17 protein-coding genes and 1 tRNA gene are annotated in these 20,483 nt (G+C 56.7%); 10 read left to right on the top strand and 8 right to left on the bottom strand.

From position 1 onward, the window contains the following. Nucleotides 1–22: 22 nt before the first annotated feature. The 5 genes from mdcA to ACLPGZ_RS08195 all read right to left on the bottom strand — a co-directional run bounded on the left by mdcA (nt 23) and on the right by ACLPGZ_RS08195 (nt 6,857). Nucleotides 23–1,705: a malonate decarboxylase subunit alpha gene (mdcA, locus tag ACLPGZ_RS08175; RefSeq protein WP_247965852.1), complete on the bottom strand. Its 1,683-nt coding sequence runs from the start codon at nt 1,703–1,705 to the stop codon at nt 23–25. 57 nt (nt 1,706–1,762) lie between these two features. Then, nucleotides 1,763–3,043: an amidase gene (locus tag ACLPGZ_RS08180; protein ID WP_429641120.1), complete on the bottom strand. Its 1,281-nt coding sequence runs from the start codon at nt 3,041–3,043 to the stop codon at nt 1,763–1,765. Nucleotides 3,044–3,052: 9 nt separating this feature from the next. After that, on the bottom strand, nt 3,053–4,462 hold the full coding sequence (locus tag ACLPGZ_RS08185; protein WP_404831425.1) for a short-chain fatty acid transporter: 1,410 nt from the start codon (nt 4,460–4,462) through the stop codon (nt 3,053–3,055). A gap of 630 nt (nt 4,463–5,092) precedes the next feature. Next, entirely contained in the window at nt 5,093–5,863 is a 771-nt protein-coding gene (locus ACLPGZ_RS08190; RefSeq protein ID WP_022983524.1) for an IclR family transcriptional regulator, read from the bottom strand. A gap of 145 nt (nt 5,864–6,008) precedes the next feature. Further along, nucleotides 6,009–6,857, bottom strand: coding sequence for an RNA methyltransferase (locus tag ACLPGZ_RS08195; RefSeq protein WP_088450892.1), 849 nt, complete (start codon nt 6,855–6,857; stop codon nt 6,009–6,011). A 108-nt stretch (nt 6,858–6,965) separates the two neighbouring features. Here ACLPGZ_RS08195 and ACLPGZ_RS08200 point away from each other — a divergent pair, with 108 nt between their 5' ends. Genes ACLPGZ_RS08200 through ACLPGZ_RS08210 form a run of 3 tightly spaced genes read left to right on the top strand, consistent with a single transcriptional unit; the run spans nt 6,966 to nt 10,286 of the window. After that, nucleotides 6,966–7,757 (top strand): inositol monophosphatase family protein, encoded by a 792-nt coding sequence (locus tag ACLPGZ_RS08200; protein WP_035270898.1) that lies wholly within the window; start codon nt 6,966–6,968, stop codon nt 7,755–7,757. A gap of 58 nt (nt 7,758–7,815) precedes the next feature. Continuing rightward, complete coding sequence (locus ACLPGZ_RS08205) at nt 7,816–9,399, top strand: TerC family protein (RefSeq protein ID WP_429641121.1); 1,584 nt, start codon at nt 7,816–7,818, stop codon at nt 9,397–9,399. Nucleotides 9,400–9,425: 26 nt separating this feature from the next. Continuing rightward, entirely contained in the window at nt 9,426–10,286 is an 861-nt protein-coding gene (locus ACLPGZ_RS08210) for an undecaprenyl-diphosphate phosphatase (protein ID WP_429641122.1), read from the top strand. Between the two features lie 1,087 nt (nt 10,287–11,373). Here ACLPGZ_RS08210 and ACLPGZ_RS08215 read toward each other — a convergent pair. From ACLPGZ_RS08215 to ACLPGZ_RS08225, 3 genes are all read right to left on the bottom strand, one after another. Further along, a complete protein-coding gene (locus ACLPGZ_RS08215; RefSeq protein WP_321388033.1) occupies nt 11,374–12,174 on the bottom strand; it encodes a UDP-2,3-diacylglucosamine diphosphatase in 801 nt (266 codons plus the stop codon). After that, a complete protein-coding gene (locus ACLPGZ_RS08220; RefSeq protein ID WP_045931048.1) occupies nt 12,164–12,673 on the bottom strand; it encodes a peptidylprolyl isomerase in 510 nt (169 codons plus the stop codon). The genes ACLPGZ_RS08215 and ACLPGZ_RS08220 overlap by 11 nt, the downstream gene beginning before the upstream one ends. 169 nt (nt 12,674–12,842) lie before the next feature. Next, a complete protein-coding gene (locus ACLPGZ_RS08225; protein WP_321388035.1) occupies nt 12,843–13,454 on the bottom strand; it encodes a tetratricopeptide repeat protein in 612 nt (203 codons plus the stop codon). 264 nt (nt 13,455–13,718) lie between these two features. Here ACLPGZ_RS08225 and cysS point away from each other — a divergent pair, with 264 nt between their 5' ends. The 7 genes from cysS (at nt 13,719) to ACLPGZ_RS08260 (ending at nt 20,448) form a co-directional block, all read left to right on the top strand. Beyond that, on the top strand, nt 13,719–15,170 hold the full coding sequence (cysS, locus tag ACLPGZ_RS08230; protein WP_429641123.1) for a cysteine--tRNA ligase: 1,452 nt from the start codon (nt 13,719–13,721) through the stop codon (nt 15,168–15,170). Further along, nucleotides 15,155–15,826, top strand: a complete 672-nt coding sequence (locus ACLPGZ_RS08235) for a DNA-3-methyladenine glycosylase family protein (RefSeq protein ID WP_042483969.1) — start codon at nt 15,155–15,157, stop codon at nt 15,824–15,826. The genes cysS and ACLPGZ_RS08235 overlap by 16 nt, the downstream gene beginning before the upstream one ends. 26 nt (nt 15,827–15,852) lie before the next feature. Beyond that, the gene (locus ACLPGZ_RS08240; RefSeq protein WP_022983527.1) at nt 15,853–16,818 is read left to right on the top strand and encodes an acetyl-CoA carboxylase carboxyltransferase subunit alpha; all 966 of its coding nucleotides are present in this window, start codon (nt 15,853–15,855) and stop codon (nt 16,816–16,818) included. Nucleotides 16,819–16,948: 130 nt separating this feature from the next. Next, complete coding sequence (tilS, locus tag ACLPGZ_RS08245; RefSeq protein ID WP_429641138.1) at nt 16,949–17,896, top strand: tRNA lysidine(34) synthetase TilS; 948 nt, start codon at nt 16,949–16,951, stop codon at nt 17,894–17,896. Between the two features lie 167 nt (nt 17,897–18,063). Next, nucleotides 18,064–19,317, top strand: a complete 1,254-nt coding sequence (locus tag ACLPGZ_RS08250) for an aspartate kinase (protein ID WP_022983529.1) — start codon at nt 18,064–18,066, stop codon at nt 19,315–19,317. A 60-nt stretch (nt 19,318–19,377) separates the two neighbouring features. Then, a tRNA-Ser gene (locus ACLPGZ_RS08255) sits at nt 19,378–19,470 on the top strand. 417 nt (nt 19,471–19,887) lie between these two features. After that, the gene (locus ACLPGZ_RS08260; protein WP_230940584.1) at nt 19,888–20,448 is read left to right on the top strand and encodes a hypothetical protein; all 561 of its coding nucleotides are present in this window, start codon (nt 19,888–19,890) and stop codon (nt 20,446–20,448) included. Nucleotides 20,449–20,483 lie beyond the last annotated feature (35 nt).

Below are 20,483 nucleotides of genomic sequence, written 5' to 3' on the forward strand. Positions count from 1 at the left end.
ATGCAAATAGCGTGACGGGCCATTACCAGTTACGGAAGCGTGCCGGAGGTTGATACAGCCCGCGGGAGGCTTGAACCAGATCCCGCATGCTGCGTGCGGCCAATAAATTACGGGTGGCCTGGCGTGGGTCTATGCCCAAATCTTGAGGGCGACGGATGATGCCGCGATCACGCAGGTTCTCCACCATGCGGGCATCTCGGCCCAGGCCCACTTGCGTATAGCCGGCAACACCCCGTATGGCTTGTTCGCGCTCTTCGTCGGTACGGCACAGCAAGAGATTGGCGATGCCTTCTTCTGTCAGGATGTGAGTGACATCGTCGCCGTACACCATGATGGGCGGCAGATCCATGCCGGTCTGCTCCTGCAGGGTCCAGGCATCCAGGGTGTCCACAAAGGCGGGCGTCATGTGTTCGCGGAAGGTTTCCACAATCTGCACCACCAGCTTCTGACCACGTGGCGTACCGGCTGCACCTTGGCGTCCTTGGCGTGCCTCTTGCCCGGCTTTCAACCAGGCGGGGCTGGCGTGGCGACGACCACGTGCATCCGCGCCCATATTGGGTGCGCCACCAAAACCGGCAATACGGCCCAGCGTGGCGGTGGAGCTATTGCCATGCAGGTCGATCTGCAAGGTGGAGCCGATGAACAGGTCACAGGCGTAGTGACCAGCCGCCTGACAGAACGCGCGGTTGCTGCGCATGCTGCCATCCGGGCCGGTGAAGAACACATCGGAGCGGGCGCGCAGATAGTTTTCCATGCCCAGCTCGGAGCCGAAGGAGTGCACCGATTGCACCCAACCGGCTTCGATGGCCGGGATCAGGGCAGGATGCGGATTCAAGGCCCAGTGCTGGCAAATCTTGCCTTTCAGGCCCAGTGATTCGCCGTAAGTGGGCAGCAACAATTCAATGGCGGCGGTATCAAAACCGATGCCGTGGTTCAGGCGTTGCACACCGTATTCCGCGTAGATGCCCTTGATCGCCATCATGGCCATCAAGACCTGGATTTCGCTGATCTGGGCTGGGTCGCGGGTAAACAGCGGTTCGATAAAGTGCGGGCGGGGAGCGGGCACGACAAAGTTCACCCAGTCGGCGGGAATGTCCACACGCGGCAGGCGGGTGGTCTTGCTGTCGACCAGCTCGTTGACCTGGGCGATGACAATGCCGCCGGAAAAAGCGGTGGCTTCCACAATAGCCGGGGTGTCCTCGGTATTGGGGCCGGTGTACAGATTGCCGTGCTCATCGGCGGCCTGGGCCGCGATGAGCGCGACATTCGGGGTCAAATCTACAAAGTAACGGGCAAACAACTCCAGATAGGTATGAATGGCACCGATGTTCAGTCGTCCTGCCGAGGCCAGCCTGGCCAGGCGCGCACCTTGCGGGCCTGAAAAGCTGAAGTCCAGGCGGTTGGCAATGCCTTTTTCAAACACATCCAGATGCTGGGGCAAGGCCAGCACGGATTGCACCATGTGCAGGTCATGAATCTGCGCTGGGTCGACGCCCACCAGTGCGTCGGCCAGAAAGTCGGCCTGCTTCTGGTTATTGCCTTCCAGACATACTCGATCTCCTACTTGTAATACGGCTTCCAGCAAGCTGCTGGCTTTATCCGTGCTGCATATCTTGCCTTGCAAAGAGTCTCCCAGTGCGCGGCTGGCACGTTGCAGTCTTTGCTGGCGGGCTTGATTCTTAAGATTCCAGTTGCTGTCCGTCATTGGGTTTCCCTGTCCTACCTCTGTCGATGTGATCCGTTGAGTAAGCTGCCCGACCCTTCAGGATCGGAGTTCAGGCAGCGCGATAGTTAATGTGCCCAGGCGATGGGCAATGCGGGTGGCCGCTTCCAGTAGCAGGTCATCTTGCCCAGGGCGGGCAGCCACTTGCAGTCCTAAAGGAAGCCCGTGGCTGCCAAAGCCGATGGGCAAGTTGATGCATGGAATGCCCAATGCCGTCCAGGCACGGCACAGCACGGGATCGCCCGTGGTGTCGCGTGTGGGAGCCTCGCCCAAGGCGGCTGCGCTCAGGATCAGGTCTGCGTCGCCGAAGATCAGCTCGGGTTGGCGCTTGACCTGATTGATCAGGCCTTGAGCCTGAATCAGTTCGGCAGGTTGAGTCTGTGCGCATTTATCCAGATAAGTCTGCAAAGCAGGCGAGAGCAGTTCCAGGTGTTGCTGGCGTTCATGGCTTAAATGGGCCAGTACTTCAGCTCCCATGATGGCTTGCTGCGCGTGGGTCAGTTCACCAAACAGACTGTCCCTGTCGCTAAGCTGAACTTCAAACTGGCCGTCATCCGTTTTCAGGTGAGTTACGGTCGCTTCCAGCCGATCACGCAAATCCTCGGCAATGTCCTCCCACCAGGGTGTGTGCAAAAAGCTCAGGCGCAAAGGGGCTTGCTGCAGGACTTGCGATACTTCCGGCGTGCTGCGCAGTGCGTTGAACACACGGCGCACATCCTCCAGCCGCTGGCCCAGGATTCCCAAAGTGTCCAAAGAGGGACTGATGGTTTTCAAGCCGCTGCTGGGCAGGGCGCCGAAGCTGGGTTTGAAGCCGTAAATTCCGCAGAACGTGGCGGGGCGCACCACGGACCCCGCTGTCTGGGTGCCCAAAGCTACCGGCACCACATTGGCGGCCACGGCAGCGGCCGAGCCGGACGACGAACCACCCGGTGTGTGTTCCAGATTCCAGGGGTTGCGTGTCTTGGGAGGGCTGAACAGCGCAAATTCCGTGGTGACGGTTTTGCCAAAAGGCACGGCACCGGCCGCACGCAGGGCCTGCACAATGGCAGCGTCCTGGGTGGGGCGGTTGTCGCGATAAATGGGCGAACCATAGGTGGCTGGAGCGTCCGCCGTATTGATCAAATCCTTGATGCCGATGACCAGCCCCTTTAAAGGGCCGGTGTTGTTCTCCTGTTCTTGGGCGATACGCCGTACCTGCTCCTTGTCCAGATGGGCAAAGGCCTGAATCAGATCCTCGGTTTGTTCGTAGCGGGCAATTGCTGCCTCTGCTGCCTCCTGGCTAGATGTCCTGTTTCGGGTAGCGAAATCATTCACAGACATGGCGCGTCCTTAGATCGTGAAGGGTGCGATAAGAATAGCAATCGTCAAAATGACGGTGCCAATCAGAAAGGCCACGACGGTAAAGCCCATGACCTGCCGTACATTCAGGCGCGCAATGGCCAGCACAGGCAGGAGCCAGAAGGGCTGAATCATATTGGCCACCGCTTCACCAAAAGCCACGGCCATGGACATCAGGCCCAGATAGGCGGGGCTGTCCTGACCAATGGCCAGGGCTGACTGCACGGCGATGGGGCCTTGCACACCCCAGTGTCCGCCACCGGAAGGAACAAACAGCGAGATGATGATGGAGGCGATAAAGGTCAGGAAGGGCAGAGTGTATTCATTGGCCCCAGTCACCAGCGCGGAGGACAGAATTTCTTCCAGGGCGCGACCGCCTTCCATGGGGATATAGGCCAGCAAGCCCATGATGCCGCCGTACAGCGGGTACTGCAGAATCAGCGGGCCTGCCGTTTTGGCGGACTCGACAAAGGATTTGATAAAGCGGATAGGCGTCCAGTGCAGCAGGGCACCGGTGACGGTAAACAGCATGATCATGGATGAGATGTTCAGCGCAAAACCGCTGCGCACGAAGTAGTACATACCCGCGGCAAAGAACAGCACATTCAGAATCCACAGGTTTTCCAGCTTTTCAGCCGGGGTGCTGGGCTTGGTTTTGGGCAGGTCTTTTTCAATGTCAGCAAAGACGGCGGGGTCAGGCGGCAAGGCGTAGTCAGGCTCCATGCGCCAGATCGTCAGAAACAGCAGGATGATCAGGGCCACAACTGGAATCCAGCTATAGGGCTGGAAAATGGTCAGGCTGAACGGCACCGTCATGCTGGTCAGTTGATGGATGACGTTAATGGGGCTGTTGGGATCGGTATTGGCCAGGGCAATCGAGCTGGACAGACCTTGAGTCCAGAGCAGGTAACCCATATAACCCGAGGCAATCAGATAACCAAAGTGCACATTGGGCAGACGGCGGGCAACCTGGCGTGCAACCAGGGCACCGGCCACCAGACCCAGGCCCCAGTTCAGCAGGCAGAAGATAGCGCCCACGGCAAAGCACAACAGGGCACCTTCAACTTGTGTGCGGGCACGGGAGGCCAACCAGATGATGGCGCGTTTCAAGGGCGGTGCTTCGGCCAGGGTGTAGCCCGTTACCAGAATCAGCACCATTTGCAGGGCAAAGGTGAAAATGCTTTTGGGGCCCCACACCCCGCGATACCAGGCATCCACCATTCCTCCGGGGGTGGCGCCATCGACAAACAGGGCAATCAGTCCTACAACCAGCAAGCTCAGGATGACGGCGAACAGATACGGGTCCGGCATCCACTTTTCTACGTAACGCACGCAGATATTGGTAAAGCGGGTCAGCAAGTTTGGCCTGGGTTTGGCCGAGAGGGTAGCAGTGGTGTTCATGATGAACTTATCCTTGTTTTTGTCTCCCCGACCTGGCTAGTGGGTCGGCTGATGGATGTGGATGCTGGATACACAGTCCCGCTAGCGCGTACTCCTCGGTAATGACTGTTGCCTGTATCTCGCCTTCCTTTTTTATGGTGTGCCCCTTAGGGGGCTTATCGTTGTGCCCACAAGATAGCGACAGGCTAGTGCGTGGATCAATAAAGCAAATGTCGTTTTATTTACGCGCGGCGAAACGATGACGCGTTAACCCTAGGGGGAAAGGGCTTGCGAATGCTGCGACACGCGGCTTTGGGTATAAAGCCGTGTGTTTTACGGGAGATGGGGATATTTAGCTAAAACGAACTGATTAGAGGATCAGTTTGAATGGTGGATAGGGCGCTGTTTGAAATGGAGCTGTTTTTTCAGAAGCCAAGCTGGGATGAATGCGGCTGGGGAAGGGCGCAGGCTTATCGTCGGCGTAGTTTCTCTTTTTTTGACAGGCTGAGCCTGGAGGAGCCACCTGCGTTGATTGGAAAAGCAGACAGAGGGAATGAACTTCGAGACGTAAAAAAGCACACAGGGCAGGCTGTGTGCGGATGAGGGTGTTAACGATCCCGACACCCTTCAGGGGGAGAAATCCGCCCAGATTTAAAACTTGTCGGCGACCGAATCCAGCGCGTCGCGCAGCAAACCGGCAATTTCTTTTTGCCGTGGCGCAGGCATGCGCTCGGTAATGGCCGTGACACTCATGGCCAGAATGGGGCGGCCTTTGTGATCGCACAACGCGCAGCCCACACCCAAAGCACCTCGTACGGCGTAATTGCCTACAACCGAGTAGCCCCGGATACGGGTGTTGGTGACCAGCTGGCGCATCTCGCGCTGGGTCATGCCACCGTACTGATCCAGCTGATTGGCATTGCGTTCGATAATCTGCTCGATCGCTTCGTCCCCAAGTGTGGCCAGATAGGCCATGCCACCCGAACCCACGCCCAAAGGCTGACGCTTGCCTACATAAGTGGCCAGAATCTGTACCGGGTAGGGGCCAATTTCGCGCCACAGGCTAACGGAGTCGTCGCCATCGCGGCCCACCAGAAAGACCGCGTCGCCAGTCTGTTGAGCCAGCTCTTGCATGATGGGCTGCATGATGGTGACACGCGGGTCCAGTCCAAACAGGCCCTGATCCTGGCGCGTGGCGCTGTAGCGACGGCTATGGCTACTGTTCTGGACCAGACCGTGATCGATCAGGGCGGCCAGCAGCCGGTAGATGGTGGGGCGCTGTAATTGCGTGGCGCGCGACAGGTCGGTGACGCTCAGTCCTTTGCCTTGATGATTCTGCAAAGTCTTGAGCACCAGCAGGCCGCGTTGCAAGGTGCGCGGCCCGGCCTGATCCTGCGGTTCTACGGTCTCGGGAGTGTTCATGCTTGAAAACAGCTATTGCTTACCGAAAAAGTAACTCAGTAAGAATATACGCCAGCCAAGAAAGTGTCCACTGTGTGATCGCTCATAAAAGACAGTGCCCGCTGGGTGCAGCGGGCAAGAGGGGTAGCGCGTTTGAACGCAGGTTTTAGCGATGTTCCGGGCCTGCCGATTCGTCTTTACGTTGTTCAGGGATGGGGTGGCCCGCTGTTTTAGCGGTCTTGATCATGGCGGTACACAGGCCGCGCAACATATCCACTTCGTCCAAACTAAGCTGGGCGCGCCCGAACAGGTGCTGCATGCGGGGCACCAGCTTCTTGGGGTGTTTGGGGTCCAGGAACTTGACGCTTTCAATGGCCTGTTCCCAGTGCTGCAGCAAGGCTTGCACCTTGGCTTGGGGAGCCAGCTCCTTGCCAGGGTCTGCCTTGCCATCCGTATTGGGCAGCAGGCTGGCACCGCTTTCAGCCAGCAAGGCATAGCGCAATTCCCAGGCAGCCAGTTGCAAAGCCTGGGCGACATTCAGGGAACTGTATTCAGGATTGGCCGGAATATGGCAGACGTATTGGCACTGGCTGATGTGATCATTGGTCAGGCCCACGCGTTCGGTCCCCAGCACAATGGCGACGGTTCCGGCGTGCTGGCGCAGATGCTCACGGCTCAGTTCGGCAGTCTGACGTATATCGGCGGCTGGCGGTCCTAAATAGCGGGGGCGGGCCGTCAGGGCAAAAGCCAGAGTGACCGGTTCCAGTGCATGTGCCAGAGTGGGAACAATAGTTGCTTGCTCCAAAACGTCGACGGCACCGCTGGCCAGCGAGATTGCCTGAGGGTTTTGTGCAACGTCCGGGTCTAGCGGGTCGACCAGACATAAGTCGCCAAAGCCCATGGTTTTGATCGCTCGCGCTGCTGCGCCCACGTTTCCAGGGTGGCTGGGTTGCACCATAATGAAGCGAACCCGGTGAAAATTATCATCAAATGCCGATGCTTGCGTCTGAGTCATTTAAAATAGCTACTTTGAAGCTACGCTTCCTGTGTCTGCTCACGCGATTTTGCCCTGCAACAGGGCACGCCAGGCAGGCTCAATTATTGTTAAAAAAACGGAATTTCCATGCACCCGATGCTCAATACCGCCATCAAGGCGGCTCGCCGTGCCGGCACCATTATCTCTCGCGCCAGTCTGGACCTCCAGCACCTGTCGGTTGCGCGTAAAGGCCCTAAAGATTATGTCACGGAAGTGGATCGCGCAGCAGAGGAAGCCATCATTGAAGTGTTGAGCGAAGCCTACCCCGACCACGGTTTTATCGGCGAGGAAACGGGCGAGCGCCCACCGCTGGAACCCGCAGGCGAAGGTACTCCCGAATACCAGTGGGTCATTGATCCTCTGGATGGCACCACCAACTTTATCCACGGCTTTCCGTGCTACGCAATTTCGATTGCCTTGATGCACCGTGGCCAGGCTGCCCATGCCGTCATTTACGACACCAACCGCAATGAAATGTTCACGGCCAGCCGGGGCGGTGGTGCCTTCCTGAACGACCGTCGTATTCGTGTGTCGGGCCAGACCCGTTACCACGATGCCTTGATCGGTGCACACGTGCCGGATTCGGGTGCAGGCGTGAAACCCACCTCCCCATTTGCCGATATGCTGGCCGAATGTGCTGCCGTGCGTCGCGTGGGTGCAACGGTTTTGGATCTGGCTTATGTGGCTGCAGGTCGTCTGGATGGCTTCTGCGCCGTTAACCTTAAACCCTGGGATCTGGCTGCCGGCACCTTGCTGGTGACCGAAGCCGGCGGTCTGGTGGGCGACTTTGAAGGCGAACAAACCTGGAAAGAGACTGGCAATGTGATTGCCGCCAGTCCGAAGATCTTTATTCAGATGCTGTCGCACCTGCAAGATTAAGAACCTAGACCCCGGCATTGCCGGGGTGTTCTTTTAATCACAGCGCCAAGGAGCTGAGATGGAGTGGTTGATGGACCCGACCGCCTGGGTTGGGTTACTCACACTGGTAGTTCTGGAAATTGTGCTGGGCATCGATAACCTGGTGTTCATTGCAATTTTGGTCGACAAGCTGCCTCCGGCGCAGCGCGACCGGGCTCGTGTGCTGGGCCTGTCACTGGCCTTGCTGATGCGCCTTGGCTTACTGACGGTCATGTCTCATCTGGTGCAGCTGACCGATCCTTTGTTCTCCATATTCAGCCTGGATTTCTCAGGTCGCGATCTGATCATGATCGTGGGCGGTTTTTTCCTGCTGTTCAAGGGCACACTGGAGCTGCACGAACGTATTGAGAACCGCAGCGCTCATGCTTCCGGATCGCGCATGTATGCCAGCTTCTGGGTCATCGTGGCGCAGATCGTGGTGCTGGATGCCGTGTTCTCCATCGACGCGGTCATTACTGCGGTGGGTATGGTCGAGCACCTGCCCATCATGATGGCGGCGGTGGTCATTGCCATTGGCATCATGCTGGTTGCTTCCAAACCCTTGACGGCTTATATCAATAGTCGCCCCACGGTGGTGATCCTGTGCCTGGGCTTTTTGTTGATGATCGGCTTCTCCTTGCTGGTGGAAGGCTTTGGCGTACATGTACCCAAGGGTTACCTGTATGCGGCCATTTCCTTCTCCATCCTGATCGAAATGTTCAATCAGCTGGCGCGTCGCAAGTTGCGTATGCTGCAGGCTGGTCGTCCCATGCGTGAGCGTACGGCTGAGGCTGTGCTGCGCATGTTGGGCAAGCGTCCCGCTTCCGGTGAAACGGCCATCGGGCCGGATCTGCCCGGTGCGGCGGCGCAAATGGTGTTCGGTCAGGAAGAACGCAATATGGTCAGTGGTGTGCTGACTTTGTCCGAGCGTACCGTGCATTCGGTGATGACGCCGCGCAATGCGATTACCTGGGTGAATGTGCAGGACGATCCTGAGGTCCTGCGCGAAAAGATGACACATGAACCCCATAGCATGGTGCCAGTGTGTCGCGGTTCGCTCGATGAGGTTATTGGCATTGGTCGAAGCAAAGAGTTACTGGCAGACCTGCTGATTCATGGTCATATCCGTCTGGACCAATTGCGTCAGCCGGTTTTTGTGTATGAGTCCATCGGGATTTTGGACCTGATGGAAACCATCAAGCAAAGCCGCGGGCAGTTGGTCATGGTGACGGACGAGTTCGGCACTATTGAAGGTTTGGTGACGCCTTTGGATATTTTCGAGGCGATTGCGGGCGACTTTCCCAGTGAGGATGAGACACCCGATATTGTTCAGGAATCTCAAGACCATTGGCTGTTGGATGGTTCGACGGACTTGCACCATCTTGAACAGATGCTGGGTGTGGATGGTTTGGTCGATGAGGACGAAGAATATGCAACGTTGGCGGGCTATCTTCTGACGCGTTTCGGACAGTTGCCCAAGGTGGGGGATGTGTGTGTTCTTGAACAGAGCGATGCGGTATATCGCTTCAAGGTGGAAGAACTGGAAGGGCGTCGTATTTCCCAGGTCAGTCTGGAACGTGCACCCTATGATGATGAACAAATCGATCCCTTCCTGGCGTCTTAATTTTTATTGGCTTTGATTCACACAACATGACCGAGCAAACCATTTATTTGTTGAAGGCCCTGTTCCTGGGGATTGTCGAAGGTATTACGGAGTTTATTCCTGTCTCCAGTACGGCACATTTGCTGATTCTGGGTTCGTGGATCGATTTTTCCTCGGGCGATGCCAAGGTGTTTGAGGTCGTGATTCAGTTCGGTTCGATTCTGGCCGTGATCTGGATTTTTCGCGCCCGTTTGATTCAGCTGATCACCGGGGTCTTGCGCGGAGATCGTACCGAGCTGATGTTCACTCGCAATCTACTGATTGCCTTTTTGCCCGCTGCCGTTATTGGTGCCTTGACGATTCAGTACGTTAAAGCCTTGTTCCATCACCAGATTGTGTTTGTGTTCACGCTGGTATTGGGTGGTTTGTTGATGCTGTGGGTCGAGCGCAAACCGCAGTACGCGAAGAACACGTCAGAGCTGGATCAGGGTGAAACCGCCACCTCGCAAAAGGCTACCGCCTTTGCCTTGGAAGAGATCACCTGGAAGCAGGCTTTGGTGGTTGGGTTTGCCCAATGTATTGCCATGGTGCCAGGTACTTCACGTTCGGGGGCCACTATTATCGGCGGCATGCTGGCCGGTATTCAGCGCAAGACCGCCACGGAGTTTTCTTTCTTCCTGGCCATGCCAACCATGCTGGCTGCTACGGTTTATGACCTGTATCGCAACGGTGCGTCCTTGAGTGCAGATCAAAGCACCGCGATTATTGTGGGCTTTGTTGCTGCTTTCTTTAGCGCCTTGTTCCTGGTGAAGGCCGTGCTGCGCTTTGTGTCCAGTCGCACCTATCGTCCTTTTGCCTGGTATCGGATTGCGTTGGGCGGAGTATTGTTTGTGTGGCTGATGACTTAGACCTTTGCCGCCTAAGATGTTTTGAAATCCCCGCTTGCTTGATCTGCCAGCGGGGATTTTTCTTTTCAGGGAGGCTCGGTAAATGTCGTCTTTTCACGCACATACTTTACCTACCTACCTACCTACCTACCTACCTACCTACCTACCTACCTATCTATCTATATATCTATCTACTTATCTGTCTAGCTGTCTATCCGTCTGTCTGTCCGCGTATCTAGCGATGTACCAATTTGATAGGGACTTTTTTGGTGATTATTGTGTTCAAGGGTTTGTTGGCAAATAGCGGGTTTGTCGCCCGTCATTTGGTCTGGCTTGGCTTCGAGACGCTGCTGCTTATTGAAGGGAGCTTGGTCTCAGCAAGACGCCTCTCGGTTCGTCTGCCCCGGTATCCGGGCTGACTACTTGCCGGTGCTGCGCACCGGTACCCTGGTCGGTGTTCGGATACGGGCGCGCCCTTAACTCGCGGGGTGTCTTGTCCACCGGACAAGACACAAGCGCCCCGCTCAAACAGAAGGGCGCTTGCATCCCGTATCCGAACACCGCCTGCGGCAAGCAGTCTGAACCGCCTGGATACCGGGGCAGACGAACCGAGAGGTTCAAAGTGAGGAAGGGACAAGCAGCCTTGCTGCTCATGGCGCCAAGAGTCGGTGGTCGGGCACGAGACCAGCCTTCGGTGGTCCGCTTTGGTTGCCGCGAGCGAAAGTATCTTGTTGGCAAAAATCACGGTCTTTTTTGCGTTTTTGAGGGGGCAATTGGGCTCGACGGGCGAGTCAGGGCTCTGGCCGCAGGCTCTTGCAGTATCCAGGATGCAAGCCCTGTGTTGTTTGAGCGGGGCGCTTGTGGTTCGTCCGGGGGACGAGCCACCCCGCGAGTTCACAGGGCGCCTGGATACTGCAAGAGACCAGGGAACCCGTGCGCAGCACGGGCCGGAGACCCGCCAAGTCGAGCCCAATTGCCCCCTCAAAAATGCTTATGCAGCCACCTTGATTCCTGCCACCAGCACCGTGTGAAGAAAAACAGGTTTTATCGCAAGAAGGTATAAAAAGACGTGGAGCTTAAACCTAGCTGGCTGTAGGTGAAGTCACTCTTACTGAGGTCCCAGTGTCTGACACTGATCCTCTTGCCCCCACTGGTGCAGGCAGAGCTGTACACCTTCAATGCTGATATAGCCGCCCCGTCGTCCTCCTTCCGAGGAGTCAGATTCCCAATCCGGGAGTACCCAGCGGCGTACCGGCTCAAAGCCAGGAATGTCATGTACTGCAGGGCGATGTGTATGGCCATGAACCATGGCCTGCACAGGATGCGCCTCGCAGGCTGCCACAATAGCTGCAGGCTGCACATCCATGATGTCTTTGGACTTGTATTGCTTGCCGCGCTGGCTACCGGCGCGGGCTGAATCGGCAATACGCTGACGCAAGCTTAAAGGGCAGGCCAGATAGAGTTTCTGGAGCCAGGGTTTGCGTACCCAATGGCGAAAGCGTTGATAGCCCAGATCGTCCAGGCAGTACTCGTCGCCGTGCGACATCAGAATCAGGCCGGCAGAAGTGTCCAGAACGACTTGATCGGGCAATAGCGTGGCGTGAACATGGCGGGCGTAGGTTTGGCCCAGCAGGAAATCGCGATTGCCGCGCATCAGATACAGCGGATGCTGCTGCGCGAATGTGCGCAGCGCCTCACTGACTTGAGCAAGCCAGGGAGCAGGGTGGGCGATTTGATCGTCACCAATCCAGGCATTGAAAATATCACCGCCCAGGATCAAGGCATGAGCTTGATGCTGGGCGGAGTGCAGAAACTGCAGGAAATCCTGGACGGTGTCTGGATTGTCCGGACCCAGATGCAGGTCCGCAGCAATCCAGATGTTGCCCGCAAGCGTGAGCTTATTCGACAAGCGTGGCTTTTTCCAGAACGACGTCCTCAACGGGCACGTCTTGGTGGAAGCCCTTGTTGCCGGTGCGCACGGTCTTGATCTTGTCGACCACGTCCATGCCTTCGATCACGCGGCCAAATACGGCGTAGCCCCAGCCATTGGCGGTAGGAGCGGTGAAGTTCAGGAAGTCGTTGTCAGCCACGTTGATGAAGAACTGAGCCGTAGCCGAGTGTGGGTCGGAGGTGCGAGCCATGGCCAGGGTGTACTTGTCGTTCTTCAAACCGTTGTCGGCTTCGTTCTTGACAGGAGCGTTGGTGGCTTTTTGCTTCATGTCGGCCTCAAAGCCGCCGCCCTGGATCATGAAGTTGTTGATCACACGGTGAAACACGGTGCCGTCGTAAAAACCGCTGGACACGTAGTCCACAAAGTTGGCTACGGTGTTGGGGGCTTTTTCTGCGTTCAGTTCGATCAGGATGGTGCCCTGGTTCGTCTGCAGTTGGACGCGTGGAGAGGTGCTCATAGAAGTGCCTTCAGAAGAAGTGGAAGAATCTGCTGCCATAGCCGGACTGCTCATCATAGGCATAGCCATACAGGCAGCAATAAGCAGGGTGCGCAAGCTGCGAGCCTGATCACACCATTGAAATGTGCTTGCAAACATAAGATAGGGACAACCCAGTCAAAGAAAAATCTTATTGTTGCAGAATTTGGCCAGTTTGTTGCGCACGCTGGGCTGCTTTGGGCACACCATTGGCGGCGGCCTGACGGTAGGTGTCATTGGCCAGCATCAGTTGGACTTCACCCATATTGGCGCGGGCCAGTGCATAGGAGGGATCGGCGGTCAGAGCCATTTTCAGGGCTTCCAGGGCCAGGTCCAGTTTGTCCTGCGCAATGTACTCGGCCGCCAGATTATTCCAGGGCTCGGGCAACTCCGGGTAATAGGTAGTCATGTTCTGGTAAAGGCTGATGGCGCCATTGTGGTCACCACTGGCCGACAGGGCGCGTGCCTTCAAAAACAGCAACTGCACATTGGCACCGGGCTCGCCCCGGTCCTTGCGTTGCTCCAGCTGTTTTTCGATCGCCTGCAAGGCGTCGGCATGACGGCCCTGGGCAATCAAGGTGCTGATGCGCTGGCTGACTTCAGCGGCGCTAAGCGGCAAAGAGGTATCGACGCTGGGGGCCAGCACGTCCAGAGCACGGGCCAGACCCTTCCAGCCACGTTCAGGTTCGGGAGCGATATCCAGCAAGGGATCGTTCACCCGCGCACTGGGCGGGGGCAAATCGGGCAGGGATTGGGCGCTCACGTTTTGACCCAGGGCCAGAAAAAGGGCCAGGGTGCAAGGAGCGAGAAACCGAGTCCGTCTAGGTGTACTGAACACAGAGGGGGCGCCTATAAAATCTGGCTTGAAGACCAGGAAGGTTGGTAGATTGCTGCCTTTAACGAGGTCTGCTTGCTATACTTATTGACCATCATTCTAACCTTGCCTCTTGCCGGGCGGGAAATACGGAACCTGATCCAAGGGCAATTGTTCTGGCACAAGGTTCCGATTTTATGACGATTACAGGCCATGTTGCGCATTTATAACTCGTTGTCACGCTCTAAAGAGGTGTTTTCTCCGGTTGAACCGGGCCACGTGCGTATGTACGTCTGTGGCATGACGGTGTACGACTTCTGTCACCTGGGACACGCTCGTATGCTGGTCAGCTTTGACATCGTGCAGCGCTGGTTGCGAGCAAGCGGCTATCGCGTCTCCTATGTGCGCAATATTACCGATATTGATGACAAGATCATCCGCCGTGCCGTCGAGCGCAAGCAACTGATGTCTCAGGTAACGGACTTCTATATTGCCGCCATGCATGCCGACGAAAAGGCCCTGGGTGTGCAAAGCCCTGACTCGGAACCACGCGCCACGCAGCACGTGCCCGATATGCTGGGCATTATTGCCAAGCTGGAAGAAAACGGCCTGGCCTATCAGTCCGAAGACGGTGATGTGAACTACGCCGTGCGTCAGTTCCCCGGCTACGGCAAATTGTCGGGTCGCTCTTTGGATGATCTGCGTGCCGGTGAGCGTGTTGCCCTGAACTCGGCCAAGCGTGACCCTCTGGATTTTGTGCTGTGGAAGTCGGCTAAAGAAGACGAACCCGCCGAATCCAAATGGGAGTCCTCCTACGGTCTGGGCCGTCCGGGCTGGCACATCGAATGTTCGGCCATGAGCAAGGCGCTGCTGGGCCTGCCCCTGGATATTCACGGCGGTGGCCCGGACTTGAAGTTCCCTCACCACGAAAACGAAATTGCCCAAACGGAAGGCGCTTTTGGCGGTCAGTTGGCCAATGTCTGGATGCACTGCGGCCCCCTGATGGTGGACTCGGAGAAAATGTCCAAGTCCCTGGGCAACTTCCGTCGCATCCGCGATACCGTGGCGCCCGAAGGTCTGGCCGACGAAGAAAGCAGCTACATCGCCAACCCGCGTGAAGCTGAAATGTTGCGCTTCTTTATTGTGCGCAACCATTACCGCAGCCTGCAAAACTACGCACCAGATAATCTGCGCGATGCTCAGCAGGCTTTGGACCGTCTGTACCAGACCCTTCAACATGTTCCTGCCGCCGACGTCCAAATTGACTGGACTCAAGGCCCCGCTTTGGCTTTTGCCGAAGCCATGAATGACGATTTCAATACTGCCGGTGCTATTGCCGTTCTGTTTGAGCTGGCTGGCCAAGCCAACCGCGACAAGGATGCGCAGGCCGCTGGTTTGATGCGTGCTCTGGGTGGCGTGATTGGTCTTTTGCAGGTGGACCCCGCCGTCTACTGGCGCGCCAGCACACGCTTTGGTCAGGCGGCCAGCGTGGCCGGTGCCGACTCCTTGAGCGACGCCCAGATTGACGAGCTTCTGGCGGAACGCGGCCAGGCTAAACAGAATCGCGACTTTGCGCGCGCCGACGTCATCCGTGAGCAGCTTAAAGAGCAGGGCGTAGAGCTGGAAGATCGGCCAGGTGGAGCAACACAATGGCGCAGGGCCTAAGCGGCGTTCAATCCGGCCCTCAAGTTCGTTTGGTGGGCAAACCTGATTACTGGGACGACGCCTGCGCCCAGCTGATGAAGCGCGATCGTATCTTGCGCAAGCTCATCCCCCAGCATGGCGACTACTGGCTGCAACATCAGGCTCCGGCTTTCACCACTTTGGTGCGTTCCATCGTGGGCCAGCAACTGGCCTCGCGTACGGCGGACCAGCTGTGGCGCAAACTGCTGGACGGCTGTGGCCAGGCGCTCTCGCCTGAACTTATTTTGGAACTGGGTTACGAGGCCCTGCATGGTTTGGGTTTGCCCAAACGCAAGGCCGAATATATTGTTGATTTGGCGACTCACTTTGATGCTCGTAAAATCGACCCCCAGGCATGGCAGTCCCTGTCTGACGAAGCCGTTATTGCGGACCTGTGCGCCATTCGTGGTGTAGGCCGCTGGACGGCAGATATGTTTCTGATTTTCAACTTGCACAGACCCGATGTTCTCCCCTTGGATGATGCGGGCCTGCTCAAGGCAATCTCTCAGCACTATTTCAGCGGCGAGCCGGTATCCCGGTTCGAGGCGCGTGAAGTTGCTCAAGCGTGGGCACCGTGGTGCACGGTGGCTACCTGGCATCTGTGGCGCAGTCTGAACACAGTTGCGGTACGATATTAAATTAGGCCTAAACCTTAAGAACCGACATGCGAAATACATTCCTGGAATTTGAGCAGCCTTTGGCCGAGCTCGAAGGCAAAATCGAAGAGCTCCGCTATGTGCAATCTGATTCCGCTGTGGATATTTCAGAGGAACTCAGCCGTCTGCAGCAAAAAAGCCAGACGCTGGCCAAGAACATTTACGCCAAGCTCACGCCTTGGCAAACGGCCCTGGTTGCTCGCCATCCACAACGTCCATACACCCTGGACTATGTAAACCAGATCTTCTCGGACTTTCACGAACTGCATGGCGATCGTATGTATGCGGACGACCTGGCTATTGTGGGTGGTCTGGCCCGTTTCAACGGTACGCCTTGCATGGTGATTGGTCACCAGAAAGGTCGTGATACCAAAGAGCGCGCCCGTCGCAACTTTGGCATGCCGCGCCCCGAAGGCTACCGTAAAGCCCTGCGCTTGATGAGGTTGGCGGAAAAATTTGGTATCCCTGTCTTTACCTTCATTGATACTCCCGGCGCCTACCCTGGTATTGGCGCTGAAGAGCGTGGCCAGTCCGAGGCAATCGGTCATAACCTGTTTGCCATGGCCAAACTGCGTGTACCTATCATCTCCACCATTATTGGTGAAGGCGGTTCGGGTGGTGCGTTGGCGATTGCCGTGGGTGACGTGGTCTCCATGCTGCAATACTCCACCTACGCCGTGATCTCGCCCGAAGGTTGTGCCTCGATTCTGTGGCGTAGTGCGGACAAGGCTCCCGTAGCGGCTGAGGCCCTGGCCATTACCGCTCCCCGTCTGAAAGAACTGGGCCTGGTCGATCGCGTGATCAACGAGCCCATTGGTGGCGCACATCGCGATCCCACCATGATGGCGCGCCAATTGGGCCGTGCCCTGGCTGATGCCTTGCGTCAGGTCTCGGGCCTGAGCACCGAACAACTGCTGGCGCAGCGTATGGAACGTCTCCTGGCCTACGGCCGTTATCAGGAAGTTCGTGCCTGATCCATTGCCTTCCAGTCAGCTGGGGGGCTTTAGCCCCTCACCCCCGCTGCTGGAGGCGCTTAACCATCACCTAAGTTTTAAAAGCGGCGACACAGTCGCGGTAGCCTTGAGTGGTGGTGCGGACTCGGCAATGCTGGCGGTACATGCCCATCTTTGGGCCAGCCGCCGCAAAGTCACACTTCATTTTTTCCATATTCATCACGGCCTGCAAGCCATTGCCGATCAGTGGCAAGCGCATGTGCATGACCTGGCTGCGCGTTTGCAGCGACCCTGTCACAGCTTGCGGGTCCAGGTGCAGTCCCACCGTCTAAGCGCTGATGGCATGGAATCTGCCGCGCGTGATGCCCGTTATCAGGGCCTGGCTGAACTGGCGCATTTTGTTGGCTTGCAGCATGTACTGCTGGCTCATCATCAAGATGATCAGGCCGAAACGGTTCTGATGCGTTTGCTGCGTGGCACGGGTATAACCGGTCTGGGGGCGATGGCACCCCGTATGCAGCGCGATCAATTGCAGTACTGGCGACCCTGGCTGGAGCAGCCCAGGGCACTTATTCTTCAAGCCAGTGATGCGTTTGCCGCAGCCACAGGCTGGCATGCGGTACAAGATCCCACCAATATCAATCCTGATTACACCCGTGGCGCAGTGCGCGATTTGCTCACGCCTGTGCTCGACGCGCGCTGGCCGGGCTGGCAAAGCCGTTTGCAGCGTCAAGCCCAGCTAAGCCGCGAAACACAGGAAGTATTGGATAGTGTGGCCAGCCAGGACTGGCTGACACTGGAACCTGATGAAGCAGGACGTAGTTTCAGTTTGGTGGCCTGGCGTAGCCTGGAGCCAGCGCGGCAAAGCCTGGTGCTCCGTTATTGGTTGCAGGAGCAGGGCGCTGGCTTGCCTACGCAAGCGCGTCTGGCAGAACTGCTCAAGCAACTGCGCGGGCTGCATGCCCGGGGGCACGACAGGAATTTGATGTGGAAGCATGGACAGAACCTGGTGCGCTGTGTGCGAGGCCGGGTGCAGATCGAATCTGCCGGTCCAGGCGACCAGCAAGCAGGCCGGGTGGCCGATCAAGCAAGTAAGTAGTTTGGGGTGGCCTGTGGCAGGAGCGTGGGCTATGGTGTTGAGTCGACAAAGTATGTGTTTTTTTGCGTGTGTATGTGGTAGAGCCTGCGCTTGGGGCACAGAAAGTCGTTAGAATAGTTGGGTTTTGTGTCTATCCCAGACCTTAGCCCTTTGATGCAGAGTAAAAGATGTCCCTGATCGTACATAAATATGGCGGCACGTCGATGGGCTCGATCGAGCGCATCCAGAATGTGGCGCGTCGGGTTGCCAAATGGCATGCCGCCGGGCACCAAGTTGTGGTGGTTCCTTCGGCCATGTCCGGTGAAACCAACCGTTTGCTAGGCCTGGCCAAAGAACTGAGTATTCAGCCTGATCCACGCGAGCTGGATATGCTGGCCGCTACGGGCGAACAAGCCAGTAGCGCTTTGTTGGCCATGGCCTTGGCTGCCCAGGGCGTTCCCGCCCGCAGCTACGCCGGTTGGCAAGTTCCCGTCAAGACCGACAATGCCTACACTCGTGCCCGCATTAGTTCTATTGATGACACCCGCATTCGCCAGGATCTGGACGCAGGCCGTGTGGTCGTTGTGACCGGCTTCCAGGGGGTGGATGATGAAGGCAATATCACGACCCTGGGTCGTGGTGGCTCGGATACTTCCGCGGTGGCTGTTGCCGCTGCCATGAAGGCCAGCGAATGCCTGATCTTTACCGATGTGGATGGTGTCTACACCACCGACCCGCGCGTCGTGCCCGAAGCACGTCGCATGAAAGTGCTGTCCTTTGAAGAAATGCTGGAAATGGCCTCTTTGGGCTCCAAAGTTCTTCAAATCCGGTCTGTGGAATTTGCTGGCAAGTACAAGGTGCCTGTGCGCGTCTTGTCCTCCATGACCGACCCCATGATTTCGCTCGAAGAAGAAATGTCTTCGGGTACGCTGATTACTTTCGAGGAAGACCAAAAAATGGAAGCTGCCGTTGTCTCTGGCATCGCCTTCAGCCGTGATGAAGCCAAGTTCACCCTGCGTGCCGTTCCCGACACCCCCGGCGTGGCCTATTCCATTCTGGGCCCCATCGCAGCGGCCAACATCGAAGTCGACATGATTTTGCAGAACCTGTCGGTTCAGGGCACCACAGACTTTTCCTTTACCGTCAGCCGCAACGACGCGCTGCGTACCAAGGAACTGCTGATGAACCAGGTCGGCCCGGCTGTGGGCGCTGGCGAAATCGTGTTTGATGAAGCCGTGTGCAAAGTGTCCATCGTTGGTATCGGCATGCGTAACCACGCTGGTATTGCCAGCTCCATGTTCCGCGCCTTGTCCGAAGAGGGCATCAACATCCAGATGATCAGCACCAGCGAGATCAAGACCTCGGTGATTATTGCCGACAAGTACATGGAATTGGCGGTGCGTGCTCTGCACAAGACGTTCGAGCTGGATCAGGAAAAATAATCCCTTTAGCTATTTGCATTGGTTTTTTAAAAATGCTATAGTTACTTCTTTCCTAGAGCTGGAGACGTGGCCGAGAGGTTGAAGGTACTCCCCTGCTAAGGGAGCATACGGCTTATACCCGTATCGAGGGTTCGAATCCCTCCGTCTCCGCCAGCTGGAATTAAATTAAGCCCTTGTTTTCAAGGGCTTTTTTTATTGTCTGACGCATAGTGTCGCCAATGTTCGGACCCACGCTCAAGCTTGTCTTTGTGCAAACCCGGTCCTGGTTCAGGCAGTAATGGCGACAACAAGACGGGCATCACACTTTTCCAAACACAAGAACAAAAAATAATTGTTACTTTTTTATTTTGCCCACTCAGGCGAAGTGAAACGGTAGAGTGTCCTTGGCAGCAGCGTTTCAAACAGCATGGATTGTTAAAGCGCAAGGCTTTTCAGTCCAAGACTGTTGAGGATTGAAAAGGCTGTGTCGTTTTTGGCACAGGCAAAGAAAAGCAGTCATTCCCGTGCTTACAATCGACCAATGTGTTTTACGTCGTTCAAGACGGGTGGTCTTGTTTTTTAGGGCGAGCGATGATTAAACGAGTCCTCTGTATCTGTAGCATGGCCTTGATGGGCCTGCCTTTTTTGGCATCGTCAACTGAGCTGGCATTGGATGACCAGGTCGTGACTCGTTATGTGCAAAGCCTGGGTGAAATCTTGCCGGTGCTGCAAACCGTGGAGCGTAGCGAGCCGGTTTGGGATGGCGGTCTGCCAGACGGTTTCCCACCCATGCTGGAGGTGGATCAGGTCGAGCGCGGTTCCGACATTTACCGTCAATTGAACAGTCTGACGCAAAAGTATGGCTTTGCCGGACTGGAGCAATGGGATAGCGTGGGACGCCATATCTGGCTGACTCGTCTCTATATCCAGGAGCGTGAAGATCTGGACTCGGTTTACGAGCAGCTGGATGCGCTGGAAGCGGCCTTGCGCGATAACGCACGCCAATACTCCACGGCTGAACTGGAGCAGTTGATGCGCACCTTCCAGATCAGTAAAAACCATATTCTGCGCCTGGTTGCAACCCGTAGCGATGTACCGCCGGTACAGGCTCATCTGGCTGAACTGGACGCTGCCCTGGCTTCTCTCGAATAAGCAACTAATCTGCTTTTTTCCATTTTCTCGGGCGT

The sequence above is a fragment of the Alcaligenes sp. Me129 genome, assembly GCF_050487245.1.
Classification (GTDB): Bacteria; Pseudomonadota; Gammaproteobacteria; order Burkholderiales; family Burkholderiaceae_B; genus Alcaligenes; species Alcaligenes phenolicus.

Coding starts and splice junctions, on each gene's coding strand:
- mdcA (WP_247965852.1), bottom strand. CDS start 1,705: ATGACGGACAGCAACTGGAATCTTAAGAATCAAGCCCGCCAGCAAAGA.
- ACLPGZ_RS08180 (WP_429641120.1), bottom strand. CDS start 3,043: ATGTCTGTGAATGATTTCGCTACCCGAAACAGGACATCTAGCCAGGAG.
- ACLPGZ_RS08185 (WP_404831425.1), bottom strand. CDS start 4,462: ATGAACACCACTGCTACCCTCTCGGCCAAACCCAGGCCAAACTTGCTG.
- ACLPGZ_RS08190 (WP_022983524.1), bottom strand. CDS start 5,863: ATGAACACTCCCGAGACCGTAGAACCGCAGGATCAGGCCGGGCCGCGC.
- ACLPGZ_RS08195 (WP_088450892.1), bottom strand. CDS start 6,857: ATGACTCAGACGCAAGCATCGGCATTTGATGATAATTTTCACCGGGTT.
- ACLPGZ_RS08200 (WP_035270898.1), top strand. CDS start 6,966: ATGCACCCGATGCTCAATACCGCCATCAAGGCGGCTCGCCGTGCCGGC.
- ACLPGZ_RS08205 (WP_429641121.1), top strand. CDS start 7,816: ATGGAGTGGTTGATGGACCCGACCGCCTGGGTTGGGTTACTCACACTG.
- ACLPGZ_RS08210 (WP_429641122.1), top strand. CDS start 9,426: ATGACCGAGCAAACCATTTATTTGTTGAAGGCCCTGTTCCTGGGGATT.
- ACLPGZ_RS08220 (WP_045931048.1), bottom strand. CDS start 12,673: ATGAGCACCTCTCCACGCGTCCAACTGCAGACGAACCAGGGCACCATC.
- cysS (WP_429641123.1), top strand. CDS start 13,719: ATGTTGCGCATTTATAACTCGTTGTCACGCTCTAAAGAGGTGTTTTCT.
- ACLPGZ_RS08235 (WP_042483969.1), top strand. CDS start 15,155: ATGGCGCAGGGCCTAAGCGGCGTTCAATCCGGCCCTCAAGTTCGTTTG.
- ACLPGZ_RS08240 (WP_022983527.1), top strand. CDS start 15,853: ATGCGAAATACATTCCTGGAATTTGAGCAGCCTTTGGCCGAGCTCGAA.
- tilS (WP_429641138.1), top strand. CDS start 16,949: ATGCTGGCGGTACATGCCCATCTTTGGGCCAGCCGCCGCAAAGTCACA.
- ACLPGZ_RS08250 (WP_022983529.1), top strand. CDS start 18,064: ATGTCCCTGATCGTACATAAATATGGCGGCACGTCGATGGGCTCGATC.
- ACLPGZ_RS08260 (WP_230940584.1), top strand. CDS start 19,888: ATGATTAAACGAGTCCTCTGTATCTGTAGCATGGCCTTGATGGGCCTG.